The following is a 23,912-nucleotide window of genomic DNA, read 5'->3' as shown; positions in this document are numbered from 1 at the left end:
TCAAGGATATGGAGAACTTGGTAAGGTTTGCCGGGCCTTGGAGCCCCGCCTGGCCCAGCCTATGATTTCGGCCGGGACGCGGGAGGAACGTTCAGCAAGCACACAAAAGCCATGCAGTCCTCCCTCTCTAAGAATTGAAACCTGGGTGCAAAATAGTGCAGTTCGTTCAACTTGGCAACCGCACTTTTGTTTCATCGCGTTCCGACGGATCTACACGACTTCAAGCGGCCGGTGCGGTCCCGCCGGCAGTTCTATCCGAATGGCATCTCCGGGCCGGACCTCGCCACCCTCGCACACGATTCCCATGACGCCGGACTTGCGGACGACGTTGCCCTGCTCGTCCTTGCCTAGCACCGCCTTCATGAGCCCCTTCCGAAACCTGTCGATCTGGACGCAAGGATTGCGCAAGCCGGTGACCTCGATGACTGCCCCCCCGCCAAGGTGGAGGCGCGCTCCGGCCGGAAGGCCGAGAAGATCGATCCCGCGAGTCGTGACGTTCTCGCCCAACTCGCCAGCCTCAACGGCAAAGCCTCTGGCCGCGAGTTCTTCGAAAAGCTCCGAATGAATGAGATGCACCTGCCGCAGGTTCGGCTGTGTGGGGTCCTTGGCCACCCGCGAGCGGTGCTTGACCGTAGTGCCGAGGTGGGCGTCTCCCTCGACGCCGAGACCTGCCAGAAGGCGGATGGAAGCCTGATTGGGCTTGCTGAACCCATGCTCGGGGCTCCGGCTCACGGCCGTGACGATTGCATTCATGAGTGCCCTGCCCTGCCTGCGTCTCCTCGCCTTGTAGCGTCAGAGAACCGTGAGATCCACCGTCTCGAAGCCGCGTTCGGCCAAGCGCTGCGCCAGCACCGTACGATGGCAGTTCGCCGGATCGCGCTCGAAGCACAGGAGGCAGATCGGCCGGGCTTCGGCCAACGCCTCCAGGTCACGGAAGGCCGCTTGCGCCGGCTCAGTGGTCAGAACCTCATCGCAATAGATCCGGCGCATGAGATCGCCATCGCCGGCGCGTGCCGCCTGGCGGCCCTCCTTCGGCGTCCCGAGCTTGATGAAGTGCTCGTAGCCGATGCTCTGCTGAGCCAGGGCGTCCCGCAGGGCGGATTTCGAGAAACCGCGCTTGCGGGAGAGCGCAACGGCGCGCACGTCGGCCAGCGTCGCGACGCCCGCATCCTTCAGGGCGGTGAGGAAGCGGTCCACGTCCGCTCCCTCGTAACCGATGGTGAAAACCTGCGGCTTTGCCATGCCTTGAGATTACATGGACGGCATCGGCCGTTGCTGAGCCTGCGGCTGGGTGTAGGGCCGCATGGCCTCGGGCGCGCGGAAGTCCCGCGGCACCTCGAAGTCCCGCGCCGCGCCATGGCTCTGCTCGATCCCGCCTGGATAACCGGTGCGGTCGGAATAATCCTGCATCGGCGGCAGGGGATGCGGGCTCTCGCGGCTCAGCGTCTGGGCGCAGTAGACGTCGAGCGCCGTCACGCCGGCCACGGCCGCCATGGCAATGCCGACATTGCCCTTCTTCGGATTCCTGCCCTCGAGCGCCGTCGCCAGGGTCGCCAGATCGAGCCCGTCGCCCGCCACGCGACCCCAGATCCATGGAGTCGGGTCCTTCGATGCCAGGATGCCGATGCCGGTCGCGATCTCGCGCACGCCGTAGCCTGCGATCAGACCCTCCTGCCCCTTCATGCCAAGGGCCCGGGCCAGGGCGCGCGGTGCCGCAATCTCGGCAATGCCCAGAGCGATGGAGAAGATTCCAAGACCGCGGGCCAGGGTGTCGGTAGCCGTATCAGCATGGCCACGACGGCGTGTTCTTTCGGTTTCGTAACGCATGATCTCACCTATCAGGGTTTGAGAACGACCTTGATGCAGCCGTCCTGCTTGTCGCGGAAGATCTTGTACATGTCGGGTCCCTCATCGAGCCCCACCGTGTGGGTGATGACGAAGGACGGATCGATCTGGCCTTCCTCGATTCGGCGCAGGAGATCGTCGGTCCAGCGGTTCACGTGCGTCTGGCCGGTCCGGATCGTGAGGCCCTTGTTCATGATCGCACCGAAGGGGATCTTGTCGAGCAGCCCGCCATAGACGCCGGGCACCGAGAGCGTGCCTGCGGGACGGCAGACATAGGCCATCTCGCGCAAAACGTGCGGACGGTCCGTCTCCATCATGGTTGCCTGCTTCACGCGATCGTACATCGCGTCGACCGTGCCGGCGGCATGAGCCTCCATACCGACCGAGTCGATGCACTTCTCGGGACCCTTGCCGTTGGTGAGTTCGTTGAGGCGCTCGATCACGCTCTCTTCATCGAAGTTGATCGTGATGGCGCCGCCGGCTCTCGCCATGTCGAGACGCTCGGGAACGCGATCGATGGCGATCACCTGCTTCGCGCCGAGCAGGATGGCGCTGCGGATCGCCATCTGGCCGACGGGACCTGCACCCCAGATCGCCACCGTGTCGGTCGGCTCGATGTCGCACTGCACCGCGGCCTGCCAGCCGGTGGGAAAGATGTCGCTGAGGAAGAGAAGCTGCTCGTCCGACAGCGTGCTGGGAACCTTGATGTGCGTGGCATCGGCGAAGGGAACGCGCAGATACTCGGCCTGCCCACCTGGATAGCCGCCGGTCAGGTGCGTATAGCCGAACAGACCGGCCGTGGTGTGCCCGAAGGCCTTGGCGGCGATGTGGCCGTTCCGGTTCGTCCGCTCACAGACCGAGAAATTGCCGCGTTTGCACTGCTCGCACTCGCCGCAGATGATGGTGAAGGGGATCACCACCCGGTCGCCGACCTTCAGCTTGCCTTTCGCCTCCGGGCCGACCTCGACCACCTCGCCCATGCTCTCGTGGCCCATGATGTCGCCGGACTTCATGCCGGGCATGAAATGGTCGTAGAGGTGGAGATCCGAGCCGCAGATGGCGCAGCTCGTCACCTTGATGATCGCGTCGCGCGGGTGCTCGATCTGCGGATCGGGAACCGAATCGCAGCGGATATCGGTGGTGCCATGCCAAACAAGCGCCTTCATGGACGTCTCCCTCACTGTCTGGAAAATGGCCAAGCTTCACTGCTCGACCGCCTTCGTCACAGGAAAGACTTCTTGAAGGGCTTTGCGTTCCCTGAAGGGCTGCAAAAACTGCTGTCTACCCCCTCGGAGTCCGTGAGTCAGACATGCTCCGGCAGGCTGCGGATCAGATCGGCGAGAGCCGGCTCCAGCACTTGGTGGGCTGCTTCCTCGACATCAAACCATTGCGCCTGACGCTGTCCCTTTTCACGCCAGGACTTGAGCTGCTTGGATACCTCAAGCGGATAGACATTGACCTGGCACAGGTCGAAATGCGCTGCCCGGCGCTTCCAGTAATCGTAGGAGCCCAGAGGCTTGTTCTTGATCTCGCCCTTGACGCCTGCCTCCTCCTCCGCCTCCTGAGCGGCTGCCTTGTGGGGCTTCTTGCCCTTCATGGGCCAGCCTTTGGGGATCAGCCAGCGCTTGGTCTCCCGTGACGTAACAAGAAGCACCTCGATCCTTCCGTCTCGGATTCGAAAGGGCAGTGCAGCAACCTGACTGAGTTTGTCTTTGGGGGTCTGAGGCATTCGACGAGAGTAGGGTTCCTATCGGGTAAAATTGTAACGTAGATGATTTGAGCCGGCTAAGAAAGGGCTTGGACTAAAAGTTATGAGGACATTGCCGCCTTTGAACTCATACCTTTCTCCCATCCTCTCGAAGCTCCATGACGGGCTCATAACAATGAAGGCCCCGCTTTTGATCCAGAAGGATACCCTGCCCCAATGACGACCAACGGTCTGGACATGAGATTTGCCGCCGCCTGCGCGATCGCGCGCGAAGCGGGCGTGCTGGCGCGCAAGCGCTTCCTGGAGCGTCCGCGCTCGCAGCGGCCCGACTTCAAGGGCCCTCAGGATTTTCTCACCGCCACGGACGCGGAGGTGGAGGAGCTGATCCGCACCCGCCTGAGCGCCCTGTTCCCTGAAGATTCCTTTTTCGGCGAGGAAGGCGGCGGCTCCTTCGAGCGCGACGTCTGGGTGGTGGACCCCATCGACGGCACTGCGAACTTCGCCCGCGGCATCCCGCATTTCGCCATCTCCATCGCGTTCGTGCGCGACGGCAGCATTGAGATCGGCGTGATCTATGACGTGATGCATGCGGAGCTCTACACCGCCCAGCGCGGGCGCGGCGCCATCCTCAACGGAGAGCCGATCTGGGTGAGTGGCCTGGCCGACATGAACCAGGCGACCGTGGAGGCCGGCTGGTCGCCGCGCCTGCCGCCCGAGCCCTACATCGCCGCCGTCGACAAGCTGAAGACGGGCGGGGCCAATGTGCGCCGCGCCGGCTCGGGAACCCTCGGCCTAGCTTACGTCGCCGACGGGCGCATCGACGCCTATTGCGAGCTCCACATCAATTCCTGGGACGCCCTGGCCGGTCTTCTGATCATCGAGGAGGCAGGCGGCTGGACCAACAACTTCCTGGCCAAGGACGGTCTTCGCAAAGGTAACCCTGTCCTTGCCTGCACGCCGGAATTGGCAGCTGCCCTGACGGCTGCCACCGGAATTTCCAAGGAGCCTTGAGCCGGGCATGTTATTCCAAAGATTCACATTTGAATGATCGGCAAGGCTCTTGACCCGCCGCCGCAATGGGGAGAGCTTAGCCGGCCAAGCAAAAACGACAACACGGGAGGATGGAATGAAACTCAAGAAGACTTTCGCTGCGGCGACCATGCTGGCAGGCGCCATGACGGCCCTGTCGTTCATGTCCGCCGGGGCAGCCCAAGCCCAGGGCGCTCTGGTCATGTATTGCGCCGTTCAGGAGGAATGGTGCCGCGCCATGACCACTTCGTTCGAGCGCGAGACCGGGATCAAGGTTTCCATGACCCGCAAGAGCTCCGGCGAGATCTATGCGCAGGTTAAGGCCGAAGCGGCCAATCCGCGGGCGGACATCTGGTGGGGCGGCACCGGCGACCCTCACATGCAGGCCGCAGAGGAAGGCCTCACTGACGCCTATAAGTCACCGAAGATGAGCGAGCTTCAGGACTGGGCGGTACGCCAATGGGATCAGTCCAAGCAGCGCACGGTCGGCATCTATTCCGGCGCACTCGGCTTCGGCTTCAACACCGACCTGGCCAAGTCGAACAATGTCGGTGAGCCGAAGTGCTGGGCCGACCTGCTCAAGGCCGAGTTGAAGGACGAGGTGCAGGTCGCCGATCCGAACTCTTCCGGCACGGCCTATACGCTTCTCGCCACCATCATCCAGATCATGGGTGAGGACAAGGGCTTCGAGTACCTCAAGGCCCTGCACAAGAACGTCAACCAATATACCAAGTCGGGGGCGGCTCCCGCTAAGGCGACAGCGCTGGGTGAGACAACCGTCGGCATCACCTTCATGCACGACATGGTGACGATGGTCGTCGACAAGGCGCCGGTGAAGGTCGTCGCTCCCTGCGAAGGCACGGGCTACGAGATCGGCTCCATGTCGATCATCAAGGGCGCCAAGAACATGGACAGCGCCAAGAAGTTCTACGACTGGGCGCTGACCGCAGACGCGCAGAAGCTCGGCGCCGAGGCCAAATCCTACCAAGTGCCCTCGAACAAGAACACCCCGATTCCGCCGCAGTCTCCGAAGCTCGCCGACGTCAAGCTGATCAACTTCGACTTCGCGAAATACGGATCCTCCGACGAGCGCAGGCGCCTCCTGTCCAAGTGGGACAACGAGGTGAAGAACCTGCCGAAATAGTCGGCTCGATCACCTTCGGCGAGGCGTGAGCCGCCTCGCCGAAGGCTTATTTTTTGAACTGACGGAATGACAGGCCGGGCACCTCGCCGGCCGTGAGGCGGGAATACAAAGATGTCACGGGCAACCCTTGGCTGGATCGTTCTGAGCTGGGTCGGATTTGCCCTCCTGCCCTGGTATGGATTCGATCGCTCCGCCGCTCCCACCATGGCCGATTACTTCGTCAGCGGGTCGGCGCTGATGCAAGCCCTTCGGGGGGCCTGGTGGCTTCTGCCGATCCTGGTGCCGCTCGGCATGGCCCTGGTTCCTGTCGTCCGGCCCTTGGTCCGGCAGAGGGGCACCTGGCTGGTCGCATCGGGACTACTCGGCCTCGCCCTCATCGTCATTCAGGGATTCACCATCGGCCTCAACGGCTGGACCTCAGACCTTCTGAGGAGCCTGTTCGGCGAGCCGGGTCCGAGCCAGGCCGGCATGGGCTATGGCGCGGCCCTCACCGCGACCTCGTTCCTCTTCGTTCTCTGCCATGGCCTTGCGGCGCGCGGCTGGTGCCGCGGCGATGCCTTCGTCACCTCGTCCATCGGCGCAGTCGTTGCGCTCATCCTCGTCTTCGTCTTCTTTCCGGTTTCCACGATCCTGGCGAGCGCATTCGCGGACAACAGCGGCAATTTCGCGCCGTCCGAGTTCGTGGCCAAGTTCATGGACAGGTCGATCTGGGGCCTGGACTGCCTGACGAGCGACCTGCGCTGCGGCGTGGCCTGGAACACCCTGTTCCTCGGGCTGCTCGTCGCCTTCGGCACCACGGCTCTGGGCCTTGCCTTCGCGCTTATCGCGACCCGCACCGAGTTCCGTTACAAGAAGCTCCTGCGCGTGATGAGCGTCCTGCCCATCATCACGCCGCCTTTCGTGATCGGCCTCGCGTTGATCCTGCTCTTCGGCCGCTCGGGCGCCCTGTCCAATGTTCTCTGGGAGTGGTTCGGCGTACCGCGCTCGCGCTGGATCTACGGCCTTCCCGGCGTGTTCATCGCCCAGCTCCTGGCGTTCACGCCGATTGCCTTCCTGGTTCTCATCGGCGTGGTCCAGGGCATCAGCCCGACGCTGGAGGAGGCATCCCAGACCCTGCGCGCCAAGAGCTGGACCACCTTCTGGACCGTGACGCTGCCGCTCATGCGCCCGGGCCTCGCCAATGCTTTCCTGCTCGGCTTCGTCGAGAGCCTTGCGGATTTCGGCAACCCCCTGGTGCTCGCCGGCAATTACGAGGTGCTCTCCACCAAGATCTTCTTCGCGGTGGTCGGTGCGCAGCAGGATCAGGGCCGCGCCGCGGTGCTTTCCATCATCCTGCTCGCCTTCACGCTCGGCGCCTTCTGGCTGCAGCATGCCTGGCTCGGCAAGAAGGTCTACACCACGGTGACCGGCAAGGGCGATTCAGGCATTCCGCTGCCGCTGCCGCGGCGGGTCGCTCTGGCCTCCTATTTCACGGCCATCCCCTGGGCGATCTTCACAGTTGCCGTCTATGCGATCATCGTCGTCGGTGCCTTCGTCCGCTCCATGGGCCGCGACTACACCCCGACTCTCGAGCATTTCCTCACCGCCTTCCGCGTCGAACGGGCCGATTGGGGCCTGTACTTCTCGGGCTCGGCCTGGAACTCGTTCTTCGCCACTGTGAAGGTGGCGGCTCTCTCGGCGCCGCTCACCGCTGCCATCGGCCTGCTCACGGCCTATCTCCTCACCCGCCAGCGCTTCTCCGGCCAGCGCTCCTTCGAGTTCGGCACGCTGCTCAGTTTCGCCATTCCCGGCACCGTGGTGGGCGTGTCCTACATCCTCGCCTTCAACGTGCCGCCGATCGAGATCACCGGTACGGGCTTCATCCTCGTGATGTGCTTCGTGTTCCGCAACATGCCCGTGGGCGTGCGCTCCGGCATCGCCACCTTGAGCCAGATCGACAAGAGCCTCGACGAAGCCTCCCTCACCCTGGGTGCCCGCTCGTCCACGACCATGCGCCGCGTGGTGCTGCCGCTGCTGCGGCCGGCCATCGTCGCCTCCCTGGTCTATTCCTTCGTGCGTGCCATGACGGCCGTGAGCGCCGTGATCTTCCTCGTCACCGCCGAGTACAACATGGCGACGACCTATATCGTCGGCCGCGTCGAGGCGGGCGAGTTCGGCCTTGCGATTGCCTATTCCACCGCGCTCATCCTCGTCATGCTGCTTGCCATCGTGGCGATCCAGCTCATCGTCGGCGAGCGGCGCCTCGGGCGCCGCAGCGCGAGCGCCGCCCCCTCCCCCGTTGTCGTGCAGGCGGTTCCATGAACAAGATGTCCTCCGTCCACTCCCTCTCACGAATCGCCGCGTCCAAGAAGCATGCGGCTTCCGTGGAATTCCGCAACGTGACGAAGCGCTATGGCAACGTCACGGCCGTGGACAACGTCTCCTTCACCATCGAGCCCGGACAGCTCGTCACCCTGCTCGGGCCCTCCGGCTGCGGCAAGACCACGACCCTGCGCATGATCGCCGGGCTGGAGATGGCGAGCGAGGGCCAGATTCTGATCGGCGACCGCGATGTGACGAACCTGTCCGCTGCCGACCGCGACGTGAGCATGGTGTTCCAGTCCTACGCGCTCTTCCCGCATATGTCCGTCCTGGAGAACGTCGCCTATGGCCCGACCGTGCAGGGTGTCCCGAAAAAGGACGCTTACGCGATGGCTATGGAAAAGCTCGATATCATCGGCCTGAAGGGTCTTGAGAAGCGCGCGCCCTCCGAACTCTCCGGCGGGCAGCAGCAGCGTGTGGCGGTGGCCCGCGCCCTCGTGCTGGAGCCGCAGGTCCTGCTCTTCGATGAACCCTTGTCGAACCTCGATGCCAAGCTGCGGCGGCGCGTGCGCGAGGACATCCGCGAGCTGCAGCAGAACCTCAATCTCACCGTGGCCTATGTGACGCACGACCAGGAGGAGGCGCTTGCGGTCTCCGACCACATCATCGTCATGTCGAACGCCCGCATCGCCCAGACCGGCACGCCGCACGAGCTCTACGAGGAGCCGGCGAACCTGTTCGTTGCCGATTTCATCGGCGACGCCAACATCATCACCGGGGATCTTGCCAGCATCGCCGGACCTTTGGCGCAGGTAAGGATCGGCGGCCTGAATCTCCAGCTCCCCCATCGCGGAGCCGGCCAGGGACCCGTGAAGCTGGCTGCCCGGCCGGATGCCATTTTTCTCGACGAGGCTGTGCAGGCCGGAGCCCTGGCCGGCACCGTGCGCAAGACATCCTATCTCGGCACGCAGGTGGAATACGACGTGGAGAGCCCGATCGGAAACCTGTTCGTGGTTCAGTACGGGCGCAAGGAGGCGATTGCGCCTGGAACTCCGGTTTCGATCTCCTTCTCAACCCAGCGCGGCGTCGCCATCATTCCGGATGCTTGAGAACGGTCCGGGGCCACCTTCACGGGAATATTAGAGCAGGGTTGCAGATCCAACAGGGTGCATTCCAGGGCGCAAGCGTTTATTCCCTTCGTCACTATTCAACGCATTCTCGAGACGACGCGATGCTCAAAGCCCTGATCTTCGACATGGACGGCACCCTGGTGCATAGCGATCCGGCCCACCTGGAAGCCTTTGCTCAGACCCTGGGCCCCGAGGGGGTCGTGATCGATGAGGATCTGTATCGCACCTCGATCATAGGCCACACCAATGAGTCGATCTTCGCCGCGCTCCTGCCCCACCTGCCGGTCCAGGAGCACGTGGTCTACGCCGAGCGAAAGGAAGCTGCCTTCCGGCGGCTGGCGCTCGAGCTCAAGCCCCTGAAGGGCCTGCTTGAACTGCTCGATTGGGCGGATGCCCGCGGCATCAGGCTTGCCTTGGTCACCAATGCCCCGCTTCTGAATGCAACCCATATCCTCGATATTCTGGGCATTACCGACCGTTTCGAGGTCAAGATCACCATCGATCAGGTCGAGCGCGGCAAGCCCGATCCCCTTCCCTATCTCACAGCCGTGGAACGTCTTGGCATTCGCGCCGAGGAGGCGATCGCCTTCGAGGATTCGCCCTCAGGCATGAAGGCCGCCAAGGCGGCGGGACTGTTCTCCTTCGGCGTCCTGACGGGCTTGAGCGCTGCGGAACTCACCAAAGTCGGCGCCGATGCGACGATCGGGACCTTCCGGGACCACAAGCTCTGGGAGGTTCTGGAGCGCAGGATCGCAGCCTGACCCTCAGGCTGCATCAGGCTGCTGCCGATCAGCCTCGTCGCCTGCCGCATCGAAGCGCCGGCGGGCGGCCAGAATCTCATCCCTGTTCTGGATTGCCCAGTCGCCCAGGGCACGGACAGTCTTGAGCAGGGAGCAGCCCAGCCCTGTGAGCTGGTAATCCACCCGGGGCGGAATGGTGGGGTAGACGGTGCGTGTGACCAGCCCGTCGCGCTCCAGCCCCCGCAGCGTGAGGGTCAGCATCCGCTGGGAAATACCGCTCACGAGGCGGCGCAATTCGTTGAATCTCTTAGGCCTTTCGCCCAGCTGCACCACCACCTGGATGCTCCATTTGTCGCCTACCCGGGACAGGATCTCCGTCACGGTGCGGCAATCGGTGGGCACATGGATGTGACTGGGTGACATGAAAGTGCCTCCTTGCGGAATGCTTCTGAAGTTACTTAATGGTCCTTGGTAACAAAAGGGAACTTAATTGTTCCCGCCTCCGATTGCAAACCAAGGAAATCCCATGAAGCCCAAGCTTCACGTCATCATCGCCAGCACGCGTCCCGGCCGGGTCGGCCCGGGCATCGCCCGGTGGTTCTCAGAATATGTGGACGAACACGGCAAGTTCGAGCCGGTCCTGGTCGATCTCGCAGAGTTCAACCTGCCGCTCTTCGACGAGCCCGAGCACCCCATGAAGCAGAGCTACCACCATGCCCATACCAAGGCATGGGCCGAAAGCGTGTCGGCGGCCGATGCCTTCGTGTTCGTAACGCCGGAGTACAACTATGCTCCGCCGCCGGCGCTGGTGAATGCGCTGAACTACCTGTCGCGCGAATGGAACTACGCTCCCGCCGGCTTCGTGAGCTATGGCGGCATCTCCGGTGGATTGCGCTCGGTGCAGATGGCCAAGCAGATCGTCACCACCTTGAAGATGATGCCGATTCCGGAAGGCGTTCCGATGCCGATGGTGTTCCAGAACCTGGACGAGAACGGCAGGCTCAATGCTCCCGAGATCTACAAAACCTCGGCTGCCGCGATGCTCGACGAACTTCTCCGCTGGACGGAAGCCCTCAAGTCGCTCCGGGCCGAGCGCAAGACGCCGCTGAAGGCCGCTGCGTAAGAACGAGAGAGCCATCAAAGCAGAAGGCGCCGCTGCGTTGAACAGCGGCGCCTTTTTACGTGACGAGCGTTCAGAGACGCCCGGCCAGCGCGTCCTCGAAGAGCTTGCGGGCACTCTCCCTGGTGATCGGCACGGGATTGCCGCCGGCCGTCGGATCGTTCGGAGCCATCTCGGACATTTCGTCGAAACGGGCGCTGTCGACCTTCAAGCCTTCCAGCGTATGCGGCACGCCGAGATCCTTGCGAATCTGCAGCACCCAGTCGAGGAAGGCCTGGAACGAGGGCTCGAGGCCGATATAAGCGGCGAGCCGCTGGATCCGCTCCTCGATCGCCTGGCGGTTATAGACCAGCACGTAGGGCATGAAGACCGCGTTGGTCAGGCCGTGATGGGTGTCATAGAGCGCACCGGTCGGGTGCGAGAGAGCGTGGATCGCACCGAGCCCCTTCTGGAACGCCGTGGCGCCCATGGCGGCCGCCGACATCAGCTGCGCGCGGGCTTCGATGTCCTTGCCGTCCTTGTACGCACGCGGCAGGTATTCCTTCACGAGGCGGATGCCTTCCACCGCGATGCCGTCGGCCAGCGGGTGATAGCCCGGCGCGCAATAGGCCTCGATGCAGTGCGCGAGCGCGTCGAGGCCCGTGCCAGCGGTGATGTGGGGCGGCATGCCCACCGTCAGCTCCGGATCGCAGATCACGATCTTCGGCATCATGAGCGGATGGAAGATCACCTTCTTGGTGTGCGTGGCCTCCTGCGTGATCACGCCGGCGCGGCCGACCTCCGATCCTGTGCCGGCCGTCGTGGGCACCGCGATGATCGGCTGGATGCCCTTGGGATCCGCGCGGGTCCACCAGTCGCCGATATCCTCGAATTCCCACATGGGCCGGGTCTGGCCCGCCATGAAGGCGATGACCTTGCCGGCATCGAGCGCCGAGCCGCCGCCGAAGGCGACGACGCCGTCGTGCCGGCCGGCCTTCAGGGCTTCCAGCCCCTTGTACACGTTGGTCTCGACCGGGTTCGGCTTGATGTCGGAGAATATTGCCGCCTTGAGGCCGGCGGAGATCAGCTGATCGAGCGCCGCCTTCGTCATGGCTTGAGTCGCCAGAAACGGATCCGTCACGATGAGCGGAGCCTGCATGCCGACCGACTTGCACGCCTCGGCGAGTTCTGAAATGCGACCTGCGCCGAAGCGGATTGCAGTGGGGTAGTTCCAGTTGGAGCGGGGAGACGTGGTCATGGTGCTTTCAATCAGATCTGACGGAGATGGTAGGATTTCGGACGGGTGAGCGACTCGTAGGCCAGCCGCGACAGGCTCGCGCCGCGGCCCGTATCCTTCACCCCGGTCCAGGCGAGGGCGGGATCGAGATAGTCGCAGCGATTCATGAACACGGTGCCGGTTTCCAGCTTCTCGCCGATGGCTTCCGCCGCGTCGACGTCGGAGGTCCAGATGGCGGCTGACAGGCCGTAGGGCGAGTCGTTCATGAGGCGGATCGCCTCCTCGTCGCCCTTCACCTTCATGATGCCGACGGTGGGGCCGAAGCTCTCCTCGCGCATGACGCTCATGGAGTGGTCCACATTGGTCAGCACCTGCGGCGCGAGATAAGCGCTGTCGCCGGTGTCGGCGGCAAATCGCTTCGTGTCGATATGCGCCTTCGCGCCCTTCGCCACGGCTTCCGCATTCTGCCCGCGCACGAGATCGGCGAAGCGCTTGTGAGCCATGGGCCCAAGGGTCGTCGCATCGTCGAGCGGATTGCCGAGCACGTAGGTGTTCACGAGATCGACCGAGCCTTCGACGAAGCGGTCGTAATGCTTCTCGTGAACGTAGATGCGCTCGATGCCGCAGCAGCATTGCCCCGAGTTGAAGAAGGCACCGTCCACGAGGTTCTCGATCGCATGATCGAGATTGGCGTCCTCGCGCACATAGGCCGGGTCCTTGCCGCCGAGCTCGAGGCCGAGGGAGGTGAAGGAGCCGGCCGCAGCGCGCTCGATGGATCGTCCGCCGGAGACTGAGCCTGTGAAGTTGCAATGATCGACCAACCCGCCGCCCAGGATGCGGCTTGTCTGGTCGTGGGAGAGATGCAGGTTCTGGAACAGGCCCTTCGGCATGCCGGCACGGTCCATGGCCATCTGAAAGCGCTCACCCGCCAGCACCGTCTGCGAGGCGTGCTTCAACAGCACCGCATTCCCGGCCATGAGGGCCGGCACGATGGTGTTGATGGCGGTGAGATAGGGATAGTTCCACGGCGCGATCACGAGGACGAGGCCCACAGGCTCGCGCTTGATCATGCGGCGGAAGCCCGCCTTCTCGTCGTCGGCCGGAATGGGCTGCAGGCTCTTCTCGGCAATGCCGATCATGTAGCGCGCCCGCTCCTCGACGCCCCGGAACTCGCCCCCGTAGCGCACCGGCCGGCCCATCTGCTGGGCAATCTCGGGCACCACCTCCTGGTTCATAGCAAGCAGCGCATCCAGGAAGGCCGAAACCTTGCCGGCACGTTCCGCGATGGTGGCGTTGCGCCAGGCCTTCTGCGCGTCACGGGCGGACGTGATCGCCGCATCGATGGCAGCCTCGGACATGATGGGGCGGCGGACGAGCTCGCGTCCGTCGACGGGGGAAATGCAGACGATATCGGTATCGGCCATAAGGCCGTCTCCTTCAGCAATGATCCCCTCCCCCTTGCGGGGAGGGGTAAGGGGTGGGGGTGGTGCAGCTGGGTAAGGGATCGAACCAGTCAGACGCTGTATCAGACTCAAACCTGAGCGACCACGAAGCGCTCCGACTTTTCGACCCCCACCCGGCCGCTGTGCGGCACACCCTTCCCGCAAGGGGGAGGGAAAAATGCGCTTGGCTCTTTATGACTTCCTGGACTCTTAAATGATCTCGAAGTAACGGGCGAGCTGCCAATCGGTGATAGCCTTGCGCGCCTCGCGCTCCTCCCATTCCCGGGTTGCAGCGTAATGGTCGACGAAGGTATCGCCGAAGAGCTGGCGCGCGGCCTGCGAGCCCCTGAGCCGCTCGGCCGCCTCGCCGAGGGAGCGCGGCAGGGCCCGCTCCTTCGGATGCTCGACCGCATAGGCATTTCCTTCGATCGGCTCGCCCGGATCGATCCGGTTCTCGATGCCCCAGAGCCCCGAGCCGATGGCGGCGGCAAGCGCGATGTAAGGGTTGATGTCGGCGGCGGCGACCCGGTACTCCACCCGCTGCGACTTCTCGGAGCCCGGAATGACGCGCAGCGCCGTGGTGCGGTTTTCGACACCCCAGGCGGAGTCGGTCGGTGCCCAGAAGCCGGGAATCAGCCGTGTGTAGCTGTTCACCGTGCAGGCCACCATGGCGAGGATTTCCGGCATCAGCTGCTGCTGACCGCCCACGAACCAGCGCATGGGCTCCGATATGTTGTGCTTGGCCTGCGGGTCGTAGAAGGCGCCCTTGCCGGTGCGCAGATCCTTGAGGGACGCATGGAGGTGGCCGGACTGGCCGGGCCAGTCCCGTGACCACTTGGCCATGAAGGTGGCCATCCAGCCGCGGCGCTGGGCCAGGATCTTGGTGTAGGTCTTGAACAGAGCCGCCTTGTCGGCCGCGCTCAAGGCGTCGTCGACCCGGATTGCGGCCTCCAGCACGCCGGGTCCGGTTTCCGTGTGCAGCCCCTCGATCTCGAAGTCCATCTTCCTGCCGAGGTCGAGAAGCTCATGATAGAAATCCCCGTGCACGCCGGAGCGCAGCACCGAGTAGCCGAAAAAGCCCGGCGTGATGTTCTTCAGGTCGCGGTAGCTCTTCTCGCGCACGGAATGTGGCGTTTCCTCGAACAGGAAGAACTCGAACTCGGCCGCGGCCGAGACGGCAAAGCCCATGTCCTCGGCTTTCTTGAGCACCCGCCGAAGCACGCCGCGCGGGCAGGCCGCCTCCGCATAGCCCTCGAACTCGGCGAGGAAGAACGGCAGGTCGTTCTCGAAGGGAATGAGGCGCATGGATTCCGGGATCACGCGCGCGGTCGCATCGGGATAGGCCGTATGCCAGCCGGTGAGCGTGGTGTTGTCGTAGAGCTGATCGTTGGAGTCCCAGCCCAGCACCACGTCACAGAAGCCGAACCCCTTGTCGAGGGCGGATTCGAACTTGTCGCGGGCCATGTACTTGCCGCGCATGATGCCGTCCACATCGGTGAGGCCGATCTTCACGAAGGGCAGATCGCGGCTGCGCACGTATTCGAGCGCATCGGCGGCGTTCTTGATCTTGGGAGCGTCCATACGAAAAACCTTGACCGCTGAATGAGAAAGGGAGCGCACAAGCTGTGCGCTCCCGAAGGATTAGTAGGACTTGTACTCGCTCTCGCCCCTGGTGAGCGCGAACTCCTCCTCCGGAGAGAGGATGAGCTTATGCCGGCCGACGAGCAGGAAGTAGGCCATCATCACCGCATAATAGACCGCAACGCCGATGACGGCGGTCCGGAAGACCGAGTCGGTGAGCTGGAAGTAGAGCGTCACCGCCGCGATCACCATGCAGATGACCGCCCCCGCCACGCCGAACGGGCTCCTGTAGGAGCGGTGCAGGTTCGGGAACTTCCGCTTGAGCACCACATAGGACATGCCCTGCATGAAGTAGGCCAGCATCGCGCCCGCCACCGCCATATTGAGCAGCGTGCCGCCGATGACCGTGGCACCCGCCTCGGCCCCTGCCGAGAACCAGATGATCAGCATCACCAGGAGGCCCAGCACCGCACCTGCGACCAGCGCCACATGCGGCGTCTTGCGCTCGCCATGCGTGACCGACAGGAAGCTCGGGAAGTAGCCGGCCCGCGACAGCGAGTAGATCTGCCGGCCGAAGGCGAAGATGATGGTGTGGAACGAGGCGATGAGGCCGATCACCGCGATGGCCGCAAGGATCTTCGCGATGTCCGTGCCGAACAGGGTTCGGAACCCGTCGAGCAAAGGCTCGCCCGATTTGCCCAAGCCCACCGCGCCCGGCGCGATGCTCGTGTTCAGGAAGAGCACGAGGAACGCGGAGGCGATCAGCGTCAAGATGCCGGCGATGATGCCCTTGGGCATGTCGCGCTGCGGATCGTGCGATTCTTCGGCCGCCAGCGGCAGCTGCTCGATGGCGAGGAAGAGCCAGACGGCGAAGGGCAGCGAGGCCAGGATGCTGCCGACGCCCAAGGGCAGGAAGGGGCCGTTGCCGCTCGGCAGCTCTGCCCCATCGGGTCCGATGTTCAGTGCCCAGCGCGAGAAGTCGAACTGGCCGGAGAACAGAACCGAGACGTAGAAGAAGCCCAGCACTGCGAGCGCCGCCAGGGTGACCGTCACCGTGACTTTGAACGAGAGTTCGACGCCGATGATGTTCAGGCCGACAAAGAGCGCGTAGCACAACACCCAGTACACTGGCTGGAACGCCGGCGCCGTGTCGAAGATCGCCGAGAGATACGAGCTGATGAAGAACACGATCACCGCAGGGGTGAGCACGAACTCGATGTTCTCCGCGATGCCCGTGATGTAGCCCGCCCACGGCCCCATGGAGGTACGGGCGAAGGAATAGGCGCCACCCGTATGCGGCAGGGCCGGCGACATCTCGGCGAGCGAGAAGGTGAGGCCGAGATACATGATGGCGATGATGATCGTGGCGAAGAACATCGCCCCGAAGCCATTGGCGAGGCCGAGGTTCCAGCCCGAGTAATGGCCCGAGATCACCGCGCCGACACCGAGCGCCCAGAGCGACCAGACCCGTGCGTGGCGCTTGAGGCGCCGGGCTTCGAAGTAGTCTTGATCCACCGTGGTGTAGGTGACGCCGGCGGTGTTCTGCACCCCGGCTGGCGGGGCATGAACCCCGGGACTTCCTTGTCCGACTGACATTGAGCTGATCCTCCAAGAAGTTCTGCGTTTCGGGCCACGGCACATCCTGCGCCATGCCCGTCATCAGAGCGTCCGTGCCCCCTCCCTCAAAAGCGGCGCCAGACGGTTGGCCCACGACGCCTGTCCGTCTTCCGTGCGGATCAGGTCGTTGCGGATTTCGATCATCAGCGGAGGCAGGCCACGCTTCTCGGCGTGGCGCTCCAGGGTGTGGAACACCCGGTCCGCCGGCGAATAGGGTTCGTTCATGCCGACGGTGAGCGTCGGATCCTGCTTCAGGCCGTCCTCCACATGGCGGGCATAACGCTCGTCGCGGTTGAAGATGAGGCCGATCTGCCAGGGCCGCTTCACATCCCGATACACGGGGGTGAAGGAATGGATGGACACGACGGCGGCGAGCTGGCCTGCCGCCATGCGCGGATTCGCGTAAGCATCTACCGCATCGTGGAAGGCATCGTAGACCTCGCGCACGCGGATTGCCCGCTCCGCCTCGTCGAGGTCGAGATTGCCGGGGATCGTGGTGCGCTCGCTCAGGGTCCAGATCGAATCCGGCGCGGATGGATCGCGGTTGAGGTCGAGCACGAGACGCGAGACGGTGGCGTGGATCAGTGGCGCATCGAGCAGCCGCGAGAGTTCCCGGGCAACGCCGAGCGCGCCGGGGTCCCAGGCGATGTGGCTTTCAAGCTCCGACGGTCCCAGCCCCAGGGCGCCGTAGCGGGCGGGAAGATGATTTGACGCATGTTCGCAGATGAGCAGAATCGGCGAGCGCCCCTGCGGGTTCTCGATGGCGGCAACCGGCTGCCCTGCCGTTGCGGCAGAGGATCGATCGGCTGCGGCCCGACTCGCCTGCGTCATGCGGTTCTCCGTCAACCTGCCCTAAAGCAGGGATTGCCCCCGATTGAACGCTTGATACGTTTCTTGTGGAATTATCAGGTTCTGAAATTTCTGATACAGGTTTTGAGAAGCGTCAAGGAGGGGGTGTGAATCAATCCGGTATGCGTGGCGACCGTCGCCTCCCTCCAGCAGACCCGCCGAGCCTTGCCGAACGCATCAGGCTCGAGATGGAATCCTTCACGCCCAGCGAGAAGCGCGCGGCCCACCTGCTCCTGAGCCATTACCCCTTCGCAGGCCTCGATACGGTGGCGGAATTCGCCTCGCGGGCCGGCATCTCCGCCCCATCCGTGCTGCGCTTCGTCACCCGGCTCGGCTTCAGCGGATTCCCGGATTTTCAGAAGCACCTGCGGGAGGAGCTGGAGGCCCAGCTGCTCTCGCCCCTCGCCAAGGCCGGCCCGTCCGACAAAGGCCAGGGCGCCCCGGCTCTTGCGTCATTCGCGGAAGCGGTGATCGGGAACCTGAAGGCGACTGTAGAGAACATCGCGCCGGCCGAGTTCGACGCGGTCGTGGCCCTCCTCTCCGATCCGCGCCGGCACGTCCATTTCACCGGCGGGCGCTTCACCGGCGCGCTCGCGCGCTACGCGGAAAGCCATTTCCGCATCGTGCGCAGCCATGTGGACTTCATCGAGGGCCAGCCTGCCCTCTGGCGCGACCGGATGATCGAGATCGGCCGGAAGGACGTGATCGTCGCCTACGACATCCGCCGCTACCAGGGGGATGTCACGGCGTTCTGCGAAACGGCCGCACGGCAGGGCGCGACGGTGGTCCTGCTCACCGATCCCTGGCTCTCCCCGATCGCCCGCGTGGCGCGGCACGTGCTGCCCGCCCACATCGTCGCTCCATCCAACTGGGATTCCTCGGCGGGCCTTCTGCTGCTGACGGAGGCTCTCGTCGCGGCCGTCACCAAGCGCCTGTGGGACACCGCCAAGCCGCGCATGGAGGCGGTGGAGCGGCTTAGAAACGAGAGATCCTAGGTCTTATTCCGCAGCCGCGGCCTTGTCCCGCTGCAGCCAGCCGATCAGGAACGGCAGCACCAGGCCGATGCCGAGGAACCGGACGAGGTGGTGGATGCCCACATAGAGCGGATCGAGCCCGAGGACGAGGGCGAGCACGGTCATGGCTTCGAGCCCGCCCGGCGCGAAGGCGATCAGGCTGTTGGCGAAGCTCACGCCTGCCAGCCAGGCGGCCAGGCCTGCGAAGATCGTCGCGACCACCATGGCGACGGCGAAGGAGCCGAGCGCCGCCAGGAGGGACTTCTTTAAGGTCGAGCGCTGGATGTTGCGGAACCGTTCGGCGATGAAGAGGCCGATCAGCAGGAGACCGCCCGTTGCGATGACCGGAGGAACGACCCCGGTCACGAACCCGGTGCCGTGGCTCACCGAACTCATGATCGTCGCGCCCAAGAGGACCGGAGCCGCCACCTTCAGCTGTTTGAAGACGGCGCCGAGGACGAGACCTCCCAGGAGAATGACGGCCATGCCTCTCGGGCTCTGGATCGGGAGCCCCTCCCCGACCAGTGCGTTCGAGTGTTCGACGCCACCGATGAAGACCACGATGCTCGGGAGGAGCGCAATCAGGACGAAGAGCCGAAGGTTCTGCGCGATGGCGATGGAAGCGACGTCCGCCTTCCGGTCGATCGCCACGGCAATGACCGTCGAGAGCGCTCCCGGCGCGGAGGCCAGCAGGGCATCGAGCCTGCGCCAGCCGGAGACGCGAACGAGCCAGAAGGAGGAGGCATAGGAGATCGCAAAAACCGCGATCACCAGCACGATCAGGCTGCCGGGATAGCGCCCCATGGCCGAGATGGCGGCAGGCGTCACGGCCGCGCCCATGGCGGCGCCTGAAATCATCATGGCGGCGTCGGCCAGGGCACGGGGCATGGGCACGGCCCAGCCGGTCAGTCCCCACAGGGCAGCTGCGACGGCAGCCCCCGACAGCCACGCGGCCGGGACGCCGAGCCAATGAAAGACAAGGCCGCCGAGAGCCGCAACCAGAACCTGGGCGAGATGGGCAAGGACGAGACGCATCACGGTTCTGGTCAATGGACGCCCTTTCCCCTGCCGTCAAATGCCGATGGCGTGCACAGGCCATGCGTTCAGCGCCTGTCGATGCACAGGCCATGTTCGAAGACGATGGTGCAGGAAAGCGTGCGGGCCTTAGAGCATCGTGCGGACCCGAAGGGCCGCGTCAGCGAAAAGAGGACCCGCCTTCCGCAAGAACGTTGCTCTCACTTATGGAAGAAGCATCGGATGGGTCCCAAAAGTGCAAATCGACTTTTGGGTCCGATGCTTTAGCCCACGAGCCGCGGCAGCGCTTCGCCGATGCGGCGGACGGCCTCTTCCACATCCTCGGGCTTGCGCAGGTAGCACAGGCGCAGATATCCCTCGCCCGCATCGCCGAAGGCCGAGCCCGGCGCCAAGCCCACATTCGCCTCGTCGATGAGGCGGAAAGCGATGTCCTTGGAGCTGGTGGCGCCTTTGATCTTCAGGAAGGCGTAGAACGCGCCGCTCGGCGGCGGCAGTTCGACGAGACCGGTCTCAGAAAGCCGCGCGACGATCTCCCGGCCACGCCGGGCGCGAACGATCTGATCGGCCAGGAAGCTCTCGCCCTGCTCGATGGCCGCCACGCCCGCACGCTGGATGAAGGTCGGCGTACCCGAGGTCTGATACTGAATCAGATTTTCGATGACCTGGCCGAGGGCAGGCGGAGCCTCCAGCCAGCCGAGCCGCCAGCCTGTCATGGCCCAGTTCTTGGAAAAGGTCTGGACGAAGAGGATCTTGTCCTCGGGCTCCATCAGATCCCGGAAGGACGGCGAGCGTCCGTCGATTGTCAGAGCCGGATCGTGGATGAAGCGGCTGTAGATCTCGTCCGCCACAATCCAGAGGCCGTGACGGCGGGCGAGATCGAGCGCCGCGCGCAGGTCGTCGTGGCTTGCGACCCAGCCCGTGGGGTTCGACGGCGAATTGACGACGAGTACCCTGGTGCGCGGCGTGATCGCCTTCTCGAGACGCTCGAAATCGAGGTGCCAGCCCTTGCTGTCGATGGCCATCGGCACGGGCACGGGACGCGCCCCGGCGATGGTGATGGCGCCGGCAAAGTTCGGCCATGCGGGCGTGGGGACCAGCACCTCGTCGCCGTTGCCCGCGAGCATGCGGAAGGCAAGCTGCATGGCCGGCATGCCGCCGGAGGTGACGAAGAAGCGCTCAGGGTCGAAAGCCTTGCGGTAGACCTGCTCGTGGTAGCGCGCAATGGCTTGGCGCAGCTCAGGAATGCCGCGCTGGTAGGTGTAGAAGGTCTCGCCCTTCGCGAGGGATTGCGCCGCCGCCTCGCAGATGAAGGGCGGCGTCGGCAGATCGCCCTCGCCCACCCAGAGCGGAATGATGCCGGACTTCAGGCGGCCGTAGCTGAACACGTCGACGATGCCGCTTGTCGGCGCCTGCTCCGCCTCGGGGCGCAGGTTGAAAACGGACGGCATCGAGACGGACGCATTCATGGGAGGGTTTCCTTGAGAAGCCGGCGAACAGGGATGGCCCGTTCGGCCCCTCAAGGCAAGCCTCGAATGCGTCGCATGACAAAAGACGAACGATCCGATCGAAACCGGTGATGATTCAGAGCGTCCGCCCTGTCTTCATCAGGTCGCGGATTTCCGTCAGCAGCTTCACGTCGGCGGGAAGTTCCGCAGGCTTGTCGGCCGTGCCGGTCTTGGCATCCTCCTTGCGGCGCAGGCGGTTCATGCCCTTGACCAGGAGGAACAGGATCCAGGCGATGATGAGGAAGTTGATGGCGGCCGTGATGAAGCTGCCCCAGGCGAGCACGGCCCCCTGGTTCTTGGCCTCCGCCAGAGCCGGCGCCGTGACGGCCTCCGACAGGGGCGTGAAGTAGTTTGTGAAGTCGAGACCGCCGGTGACGGCCCCGATGACAGGCATGAAGATGTCGCCGACCAGCGAATCCACGATCTTGCTGAAGGCGGCACCGATGATGATGCCGATGGCCAGATCGACCACGTTGCCGCGAAGCGCAAACTGCTTGAACTCGTTCCACATGGCCGGACCTCCTGCTGCTTGTCTGCCAAGCTTCAGGCTGCCCGAGTTGAGAATTTCGTCAAGCCTCCCGGCTGGCGAGCAGATCCTGCAGGTCGAGCCGCTGCGTGACCATCTGGAGTTCGCCGTCGGGCGTTCTCGGCCACTGGTCCTGAGGGCGATCCACATAGAGCTCGATGCCGTTGCCGTCGGGATCGCTCAGGTACAGCGCCTCGCTCACCCCGTGATCGCTCGCCCCCTGCAGCGGGATGCCGGCCTCCGCGAGGCGGTACAGAGCGTCGCCGAGCGCCGCCCGCGTGGGGTAGAGAATCGCCACGTGATAGAGCCCCGTGGTGCCGGGAGTCGGCGGGGAGCCTCCTTTACTCTCCCAGGTGTTGAGGCCGATGTGGTGGTGATAGCCCCCGGCCGACACGAAGGCGGCCTGGGTGCCGTAGCGCTGCATCAGCTCAAACCCGAGCACGCCGCAATAGAAGGCAAGCGAGCGCTCGAGATCCGCCACCTTGAGATGCACATGGCCGATCCTGACGCCAGGATCGATGGGCCGCGCCACCGGCTGTCCGGTGGCATCATGGGAAGTGGTCTTCAACATGGCTTCGCCTCTCAAGCAGACCGTGTGGACAACGCGGGAGCACCCTTGGCCGATCCGGCCTGAAGGGCAAATGCGCCATTGCCGAGCAGAGCCTGAGCTGCGAGGGCCGCGATCCAGAAGGCGAGGAATTCCCAGCCGCCGTTCGGGTTGCTGAAGAAGAAGCCAGCCGAGCCATGCACGAACACGATGGCGCCGAGCAGGATCGGGATCAGGGCCAGCGACACCCAGCGGGTGAAGAGGCCGAGGATCAGGGCAAAGCCGCCGGCCACTTCGGCCGCGATGGTCAAATAGGCGAGAGCCGGCGGCAGGCCGAGGCTGCCGAAGAACTGGGCGGCGCCGGCAGGCGTGAACACGAAGAGCTTCAAGCCGGCATGGGCCAGGAACAGGACCCCGAGGGTGATGCGCAGGATCAGGGCGGCATAGGGGGCTGTACGGGTATCGATCATCGAAGATTCTCCAGGGTGCGGCCTTCATATGATTTCAAACCAGAGGCATGATAATCTTGATCCTGGAATATCAGTTCACACCCGTAGAGTGAGGCTATCCCATGCTCGACCGCGTCACCAGCATGCAGGTCTTCGTTCGCGTGGCGGCTCTCGGCAGCTTCTCCGCGGCCGCGCGGGCGCTCAACCTTTCGCAGACCATGGTGACGAAGCATGTGAGTGCCCTCGAGGAGAGGCTCGGGGTCAAGCTGCTGAACCGCTCCACCCGCAGGCTCGTGCTGACCGAGGGCGGGCGGAGCTATCTTACGGCCTGCGAGCGCATCCTGGCCGAGATCGAGGAGGCGGAGGCCTCCGCCAGCCTCGACCGGATCGAGCCGCGGGGGACGTTGCGGCTCAATGTGCCCCTCACCTTCGGGATCCGGCACATCGCTCCCGCCCTGCCCGAGTTCAACCGCCTCCACCCGGCCGTATCCTTCGATCTCGGCCTCGCCGATCGCTATGTGGACCTGATCGAGGAGGGGTGGGACCTGGCTGTCCGGATCGGGCGGCTGAAGGATTCGAGCCTTGTCGCCCGGCGCCTTGCCCCCTGCCGCACCGTCGTCTGCGCCGCTCCCTCATACCTGAAGGAGCGCGGCACGCCGGAAGCCCTGGACGATCTGGTTCACCACAACTGCCTCGGCTACACCTTGCCGAGCGCCATCGGGGCGAACCGCTGGACCTTCGGCCCCGATGGCGAGATCATCGTGCCGGTTCAGGGGAATCTTCGCGCCAACAACGGCGATGCGCTGCTGGCGGCGGCCGTCGCCGGACAGGGGCTGATCTATCAGCCCACCTTCATCGTGGGCGAGAGCCTGCGCGACGGGAGCCTCGTGCCGGTGCTCGGCGGCTACCCGACCTACCAGCCGGGCATCCATGCGGTCCTGCCCTCCGGTCGCCAAGCTCCGGCGAAGGTGCGTGCCTTCATCGCGTTCCTGGCGCAGCGCTTTGGACCAGAGCCGGCTTGGGACCGGGGCCTGTGACCGGCTGATGCGCCGGCAGTGGCCTTCGCACCCTTAAAGGGCTAAAGCTGATCGACGTCTGTTTTCGAGGGTTCACGC

General features: G+C 64.4%; 24 protein-coding genes. 8 read left to right on the top strand and 16 right to left on the bottom strand.

Going from position 1 to position 23,912, the window contains the following annotated elements:
- Positions 1–210 precede the first annotated feature (210 nt).
- From AC0QTX_RS16795 to AC0QTX_RS16775, 5 genes are all read right to left on the bottom strand, one after another.
- The gene (locus tag AC0QTX_RS16795; RefSeq protein WP_474604958.1) at positions 211–753 is read right to left on the bottom strand and encodes an MOSC domain-containing protein; all 543 of its coding nucleotides are present in this window, start codon (positions 751–753) and stop codon (positions 211–213) included.
- Between the two features lie 39 nt (positions 754–792).
- Positions 793–1,242 carry a DUF488 domain-containing protein gene (locus tag AC0QTX_RS16790; RefSeq protein ID WP_474604957.1) on the bottom strand — a complete coding sequence of 150 codons (450 nt, stop codon included), beginning with the start codon at positions 1,240–1,242 and terminating at the stop codon, positions 793–795.
- A 9-nt stretch (positions 1,243–1,251) separates the two neighbouring features.
- Positions 1,252–1,827 (bottom strand): cyclase dehydrase, encoded by a 576-nt coding sequence (locus tag AC0QTX_RS16785; protein ID WP_474604956.1) that lies wholly within the window; start codon positions 1,825–1,827, stop codon positions 1,252–1,254.
- Between the two features lie 11 nt (positions 1,828–1,838).
- Positions 1,839–3,011 carry a zinc-dependent alcohol dehydrogenase gene (locus AC0QTX_RS16780; protein ID WP_474604955.1) on the bottom strand — a complete coding sequence of 391 codons (1,173 nt, stop codon included), beginning with the start codon at positions 3,009–3,011 and terminating at the stop codon, positions 1,839–1,841.
- A gap of 137 nt (positions 3,012–3,148) precedes the next feature.
- Positions 3,149–3,574: an NUDIX hydrolase gene (locus AC0QTX_RS16775; protein WP_474604954.1), complete on the bottom strand. Its 426-nt coding sequence runs from the start codon at positions 3,572–3,574 to the stop codon at positions 3,149–3,151.
- A 195-nt stretch (positions 3,575–3,769) separates the two neighbouring features.
- Between AC0QTX_RS16775 and AC0QTX_RS16770 the strand changes: the two genes are divergently transcribed.
- The 5 genes from AC0QTX_RS16770 to AC0QTX_RS16750 all read left to right on the top strand — a co-directional run bounded on the left by AC0QTX_RS16770 (position 3,770) and on the right by AC0QTX_RS16750 (position 9,918).
- Entirely contained in the window at positions 3,770–4,564 is a 795-nt protein-coding gene (locus AC0QTX_RS16770) for an inositol monophosphatase family protein (protein ID WP_474604953.1), read from the top strand.
- 115 nt (positions 4,565–4,679) lie between these two features.
- Positions 4,680–5,726, top strand: coding sequence for an ABC transporter substrate-binding protein (locus AC0QTX_RS16765; protein WP_474604952.1), 1,047 nt, complete (start codon positions 4,680–4,682; stop codon positions 5,724–5,726).
- A 111-nt stretch (positions 5,727–5,837) separates the two neighbouring features.
- Positions 5,838–8,027: an ABC transporter permease gene (locus tag AC0QTX_RS16760; protein ID WP_474604951.1), complete on the top strand. Its 2,190-nt coding sequence runs from the start codon at positions 5,838–5,840 to the stop codon at positions 8,025–8,027.
- Between the two features lie 5 nt (positions 8,028–8,032).
- Positions 8,033–9,136: an ABC transporter ATP-binding protein gene (locus AC0QTX_RS16755; protein ID WP_474604967.1), complete on the top strand. Its 1,104-nt coding sequence runs from the start codon at positions 8,033–8,035 to the stop codon at positions 9,134–9,136.
- A gap of 122 nt (positions 9,137–9,258) precedes the next feature.
- Positions 9,259–9,918: an HAD family hydrolase gene (locus AC0QTX_RS16750; RefSeq protein ID WP_474604950.1), complete on the top strand. Its 660-nt coding sequence runs from the start codon at positions 9,259–9,261 to the stop codon at positions 9,916–9,918.
- Between the two features lie 3 nt (positions 9,919–9,921).
- Here AC0QTX_RS16750 and AC0QTX_RS16745 read toward each other — a convergent pair whose 3' ends face one another.
- On the bottom strand, positions 9,922–10,320 hold the full coding sequence (locus tag AC0QTX_RS16745; RefSeq protein ID WP_474604949.1) for a winged helix-turn-helix transcriptional regulator: 399 nt from the start codon (positions 10,318–10,320) through the stop codon (positions 9,922–9,924).
- A gap of 103 nt (positions 10,321–10,423) precedes the next feature.
- Between AC0QTX_RS16745 and AC0QTX_RS16740 the strand changes: the two genes are divergently transcribed.
- Positions 10,424–11,020, top strand: a complete 597-nt coding sequence (locus AC0QTX_RS16740) for an NADPH-dependent FMN reductase (protein WP_474604948.1) — start codon at positions 10,424–10,426, stop codon at positions 11,018–11,020.
- 70 nt (positions 11,021–11,090) lie between these two features.
- Here the strand turns inward: AC0QTX_RS16740 and AC0QTX_RS16735 are convergent, their stop codons facing one another.
- The 5 genes from AC0QTX_RS16735 to AC0QTX_RS16715 form a co-directional block, all read right to left on the bottom strand.
- The gene (locus tag AC0QTX_RS16735; protein ID WP_474604947.1) at positions 11,091–12,254 is read right to left on the bottom strand and encodes an iron-containing alcohol dehydrogenase; all 1,164 of its coding nucleotides are present in this window, start codon (positions 12,252–12,254) and stop codon (positions 11,091–11,093) included.
- 11 nt (positions 12,255–12,265) lie between these two features.
- Entirely contained in the window at positions 12,266–13,657 is a 1,392-nt protein-coding gene (locus AC0QTX_RS16730) for an aldehyde dehydrogenase family protein (RefSeq protein WP_474604946.1), read from the bottom strand.
- A gap of 228 nt (positions 13,658–13,885) precedes the next feature.
- The gene (locus AC0QTX_RS16725) at positions 13,886–15,256 is read right to left on the bottom strand and encodes a glutamine synthetase family protein (protein WP_474604945.1); all 1,371 of its coding nucleotides are present in this window, start codon (positions 15,254–15,256) and stop codon (positions 13,886–13,888) included.
- A gap of 60 nt (positions 15,257–15,316) precedes the next feature.
- Positions 15,317–16,852 carry an amino acid permease gene (locus AC0QTX_RS16720; RefSeq protein WP_474604944.1) on the bottom strand — a complete coding sequence of 512 codons (1,536 nt, stop codon included), beginning with the start codon at positions 16,850–16,852 and terminating at the stop codon, positions 15,317–15,319.
- A gap of 63 nt (positions 16,853–16,915) precedes the next feature.
- The gene (locus tag AC0QTX_RS16715) at positions 16,916–17,704 is read right to left on the bottom strand and encodes an N-formylglutamate amidohydrolase (RefSeq protein ID WP_474604943.1); all 789 of its coding nucleotides are present in this window, start codon (positions 17,702–17,704) and stop codon (positions 16,916–16,918) included.
- 125 nt (positions 17,705–17,829) lie between these two features.
- On the opposite strand from AC0QTX_RS16715, the gene AC0QTX_RS16710 reads away from it, so the two are divergent.
- A complete protein-coding gene (locus tag AC0QTX_RS16710; protein WP_474604942.1) occupies positions 17,830–18,717 on the top strand; it encodes a MurR/RpiR family transcriptional regulator in 888 nt (295 codons plus the stop codon).
- A gap of 3 nt (positions 18,718–18,720) precedes the next feature.
- Here the strand turns inward: AC0QTX_RS16710 and AC0QTX_RS16705 are convergent, their stop codons facing one another.
- From AC0QTX_RS16705 to AC0QTX_RS16685, 5 genes are all read right to left on the bottom strand, one after another.
- The gene (locus AC0QTX_RS16705; protein WP_474604941.1) at positions 18,721–19,785 is read right to left on the bottom strand and encodes an AbrB family transcriptional regulator; all 1,065 of its coding nucleotides are present in this window, start codon (positions 19,783–19,785) and stop codon (positions 18,721–18,723) included.
- Positions 19,786–20,033: 248 nt separating this feature from the next.
- Positions 20,034–21,236 (bottom strand): pyridoxal phosphate-dependent aminotransferase, encoded by a 1,203-nt coding sequence (locus AC0QTX_RS16700; RefSeq protein ID WP_474604940.1) that lies wholly within the window; start codon positions 21,234–21,236, stop codon positions 20,034–20,036.
- A gap of 115 nt (positions 21,237–21,351) precedes the next feature.
- Positions 21,352–21,786 (bottom strand): large conductance mechanosensitive channel protein MscL, encoded by a 435-nt coding sequence (mscL, locus tag AC0QTX_RS16695; RefSeq protein ID WP_474604939.1) that lies wholly within the window; start codon positions 21,784–21,786, stop codon positions 21,352–21,354.
- Between the two features lie 58 nt (positions 21,787–21,844).
- Positions 21,845–22,372 (bottom strand): VOC family protein, encoded by a 528-nt coding sequence (locus AC0QTX_RS16690; protein WP_474604938.1) that lies wholly within the window; start codon positions 22,370–22,372, stop codon positions 21,845–21,847.
- Positions 22,373–22,383: 11 nt separating this feature from the next.
- On the bottom strand, positions 22,384–22,818 hold the full coding sequence (locus tag AC0QTX_RS16685; protein WP_474604937.1) for a DoxX family protein: 435 nt from the start codon (positions 22,816–22,818) through the stop codon (positions 22,384–22,386).
- 101 nt (positions 22,819–22,919) lie between these two features.
- On the opposite strand from AC0QTX_RS16685, the gene AC0QTX_RS16680 reads away from it, so the two are divergent.
- Entirely contained in the window at positions 22,920–23,834 is a 915-nt protein-coding gene (locus tag AC0QTX_RS16680) for a LysR family transcriptional regulator (RefSeq protein WP_474604936.1), read from the top strand.
- Positions 23,835–23,912: the final 78 nt, after the last annotated feature.

It is taken from the genome of Microvirga sp. jy35 (assembly GCF_056148915.1).
Note: the sequence above shows the minus strand (reverse complement) of the source record. Positions and strands in the feature narration are given on the sequence as shown.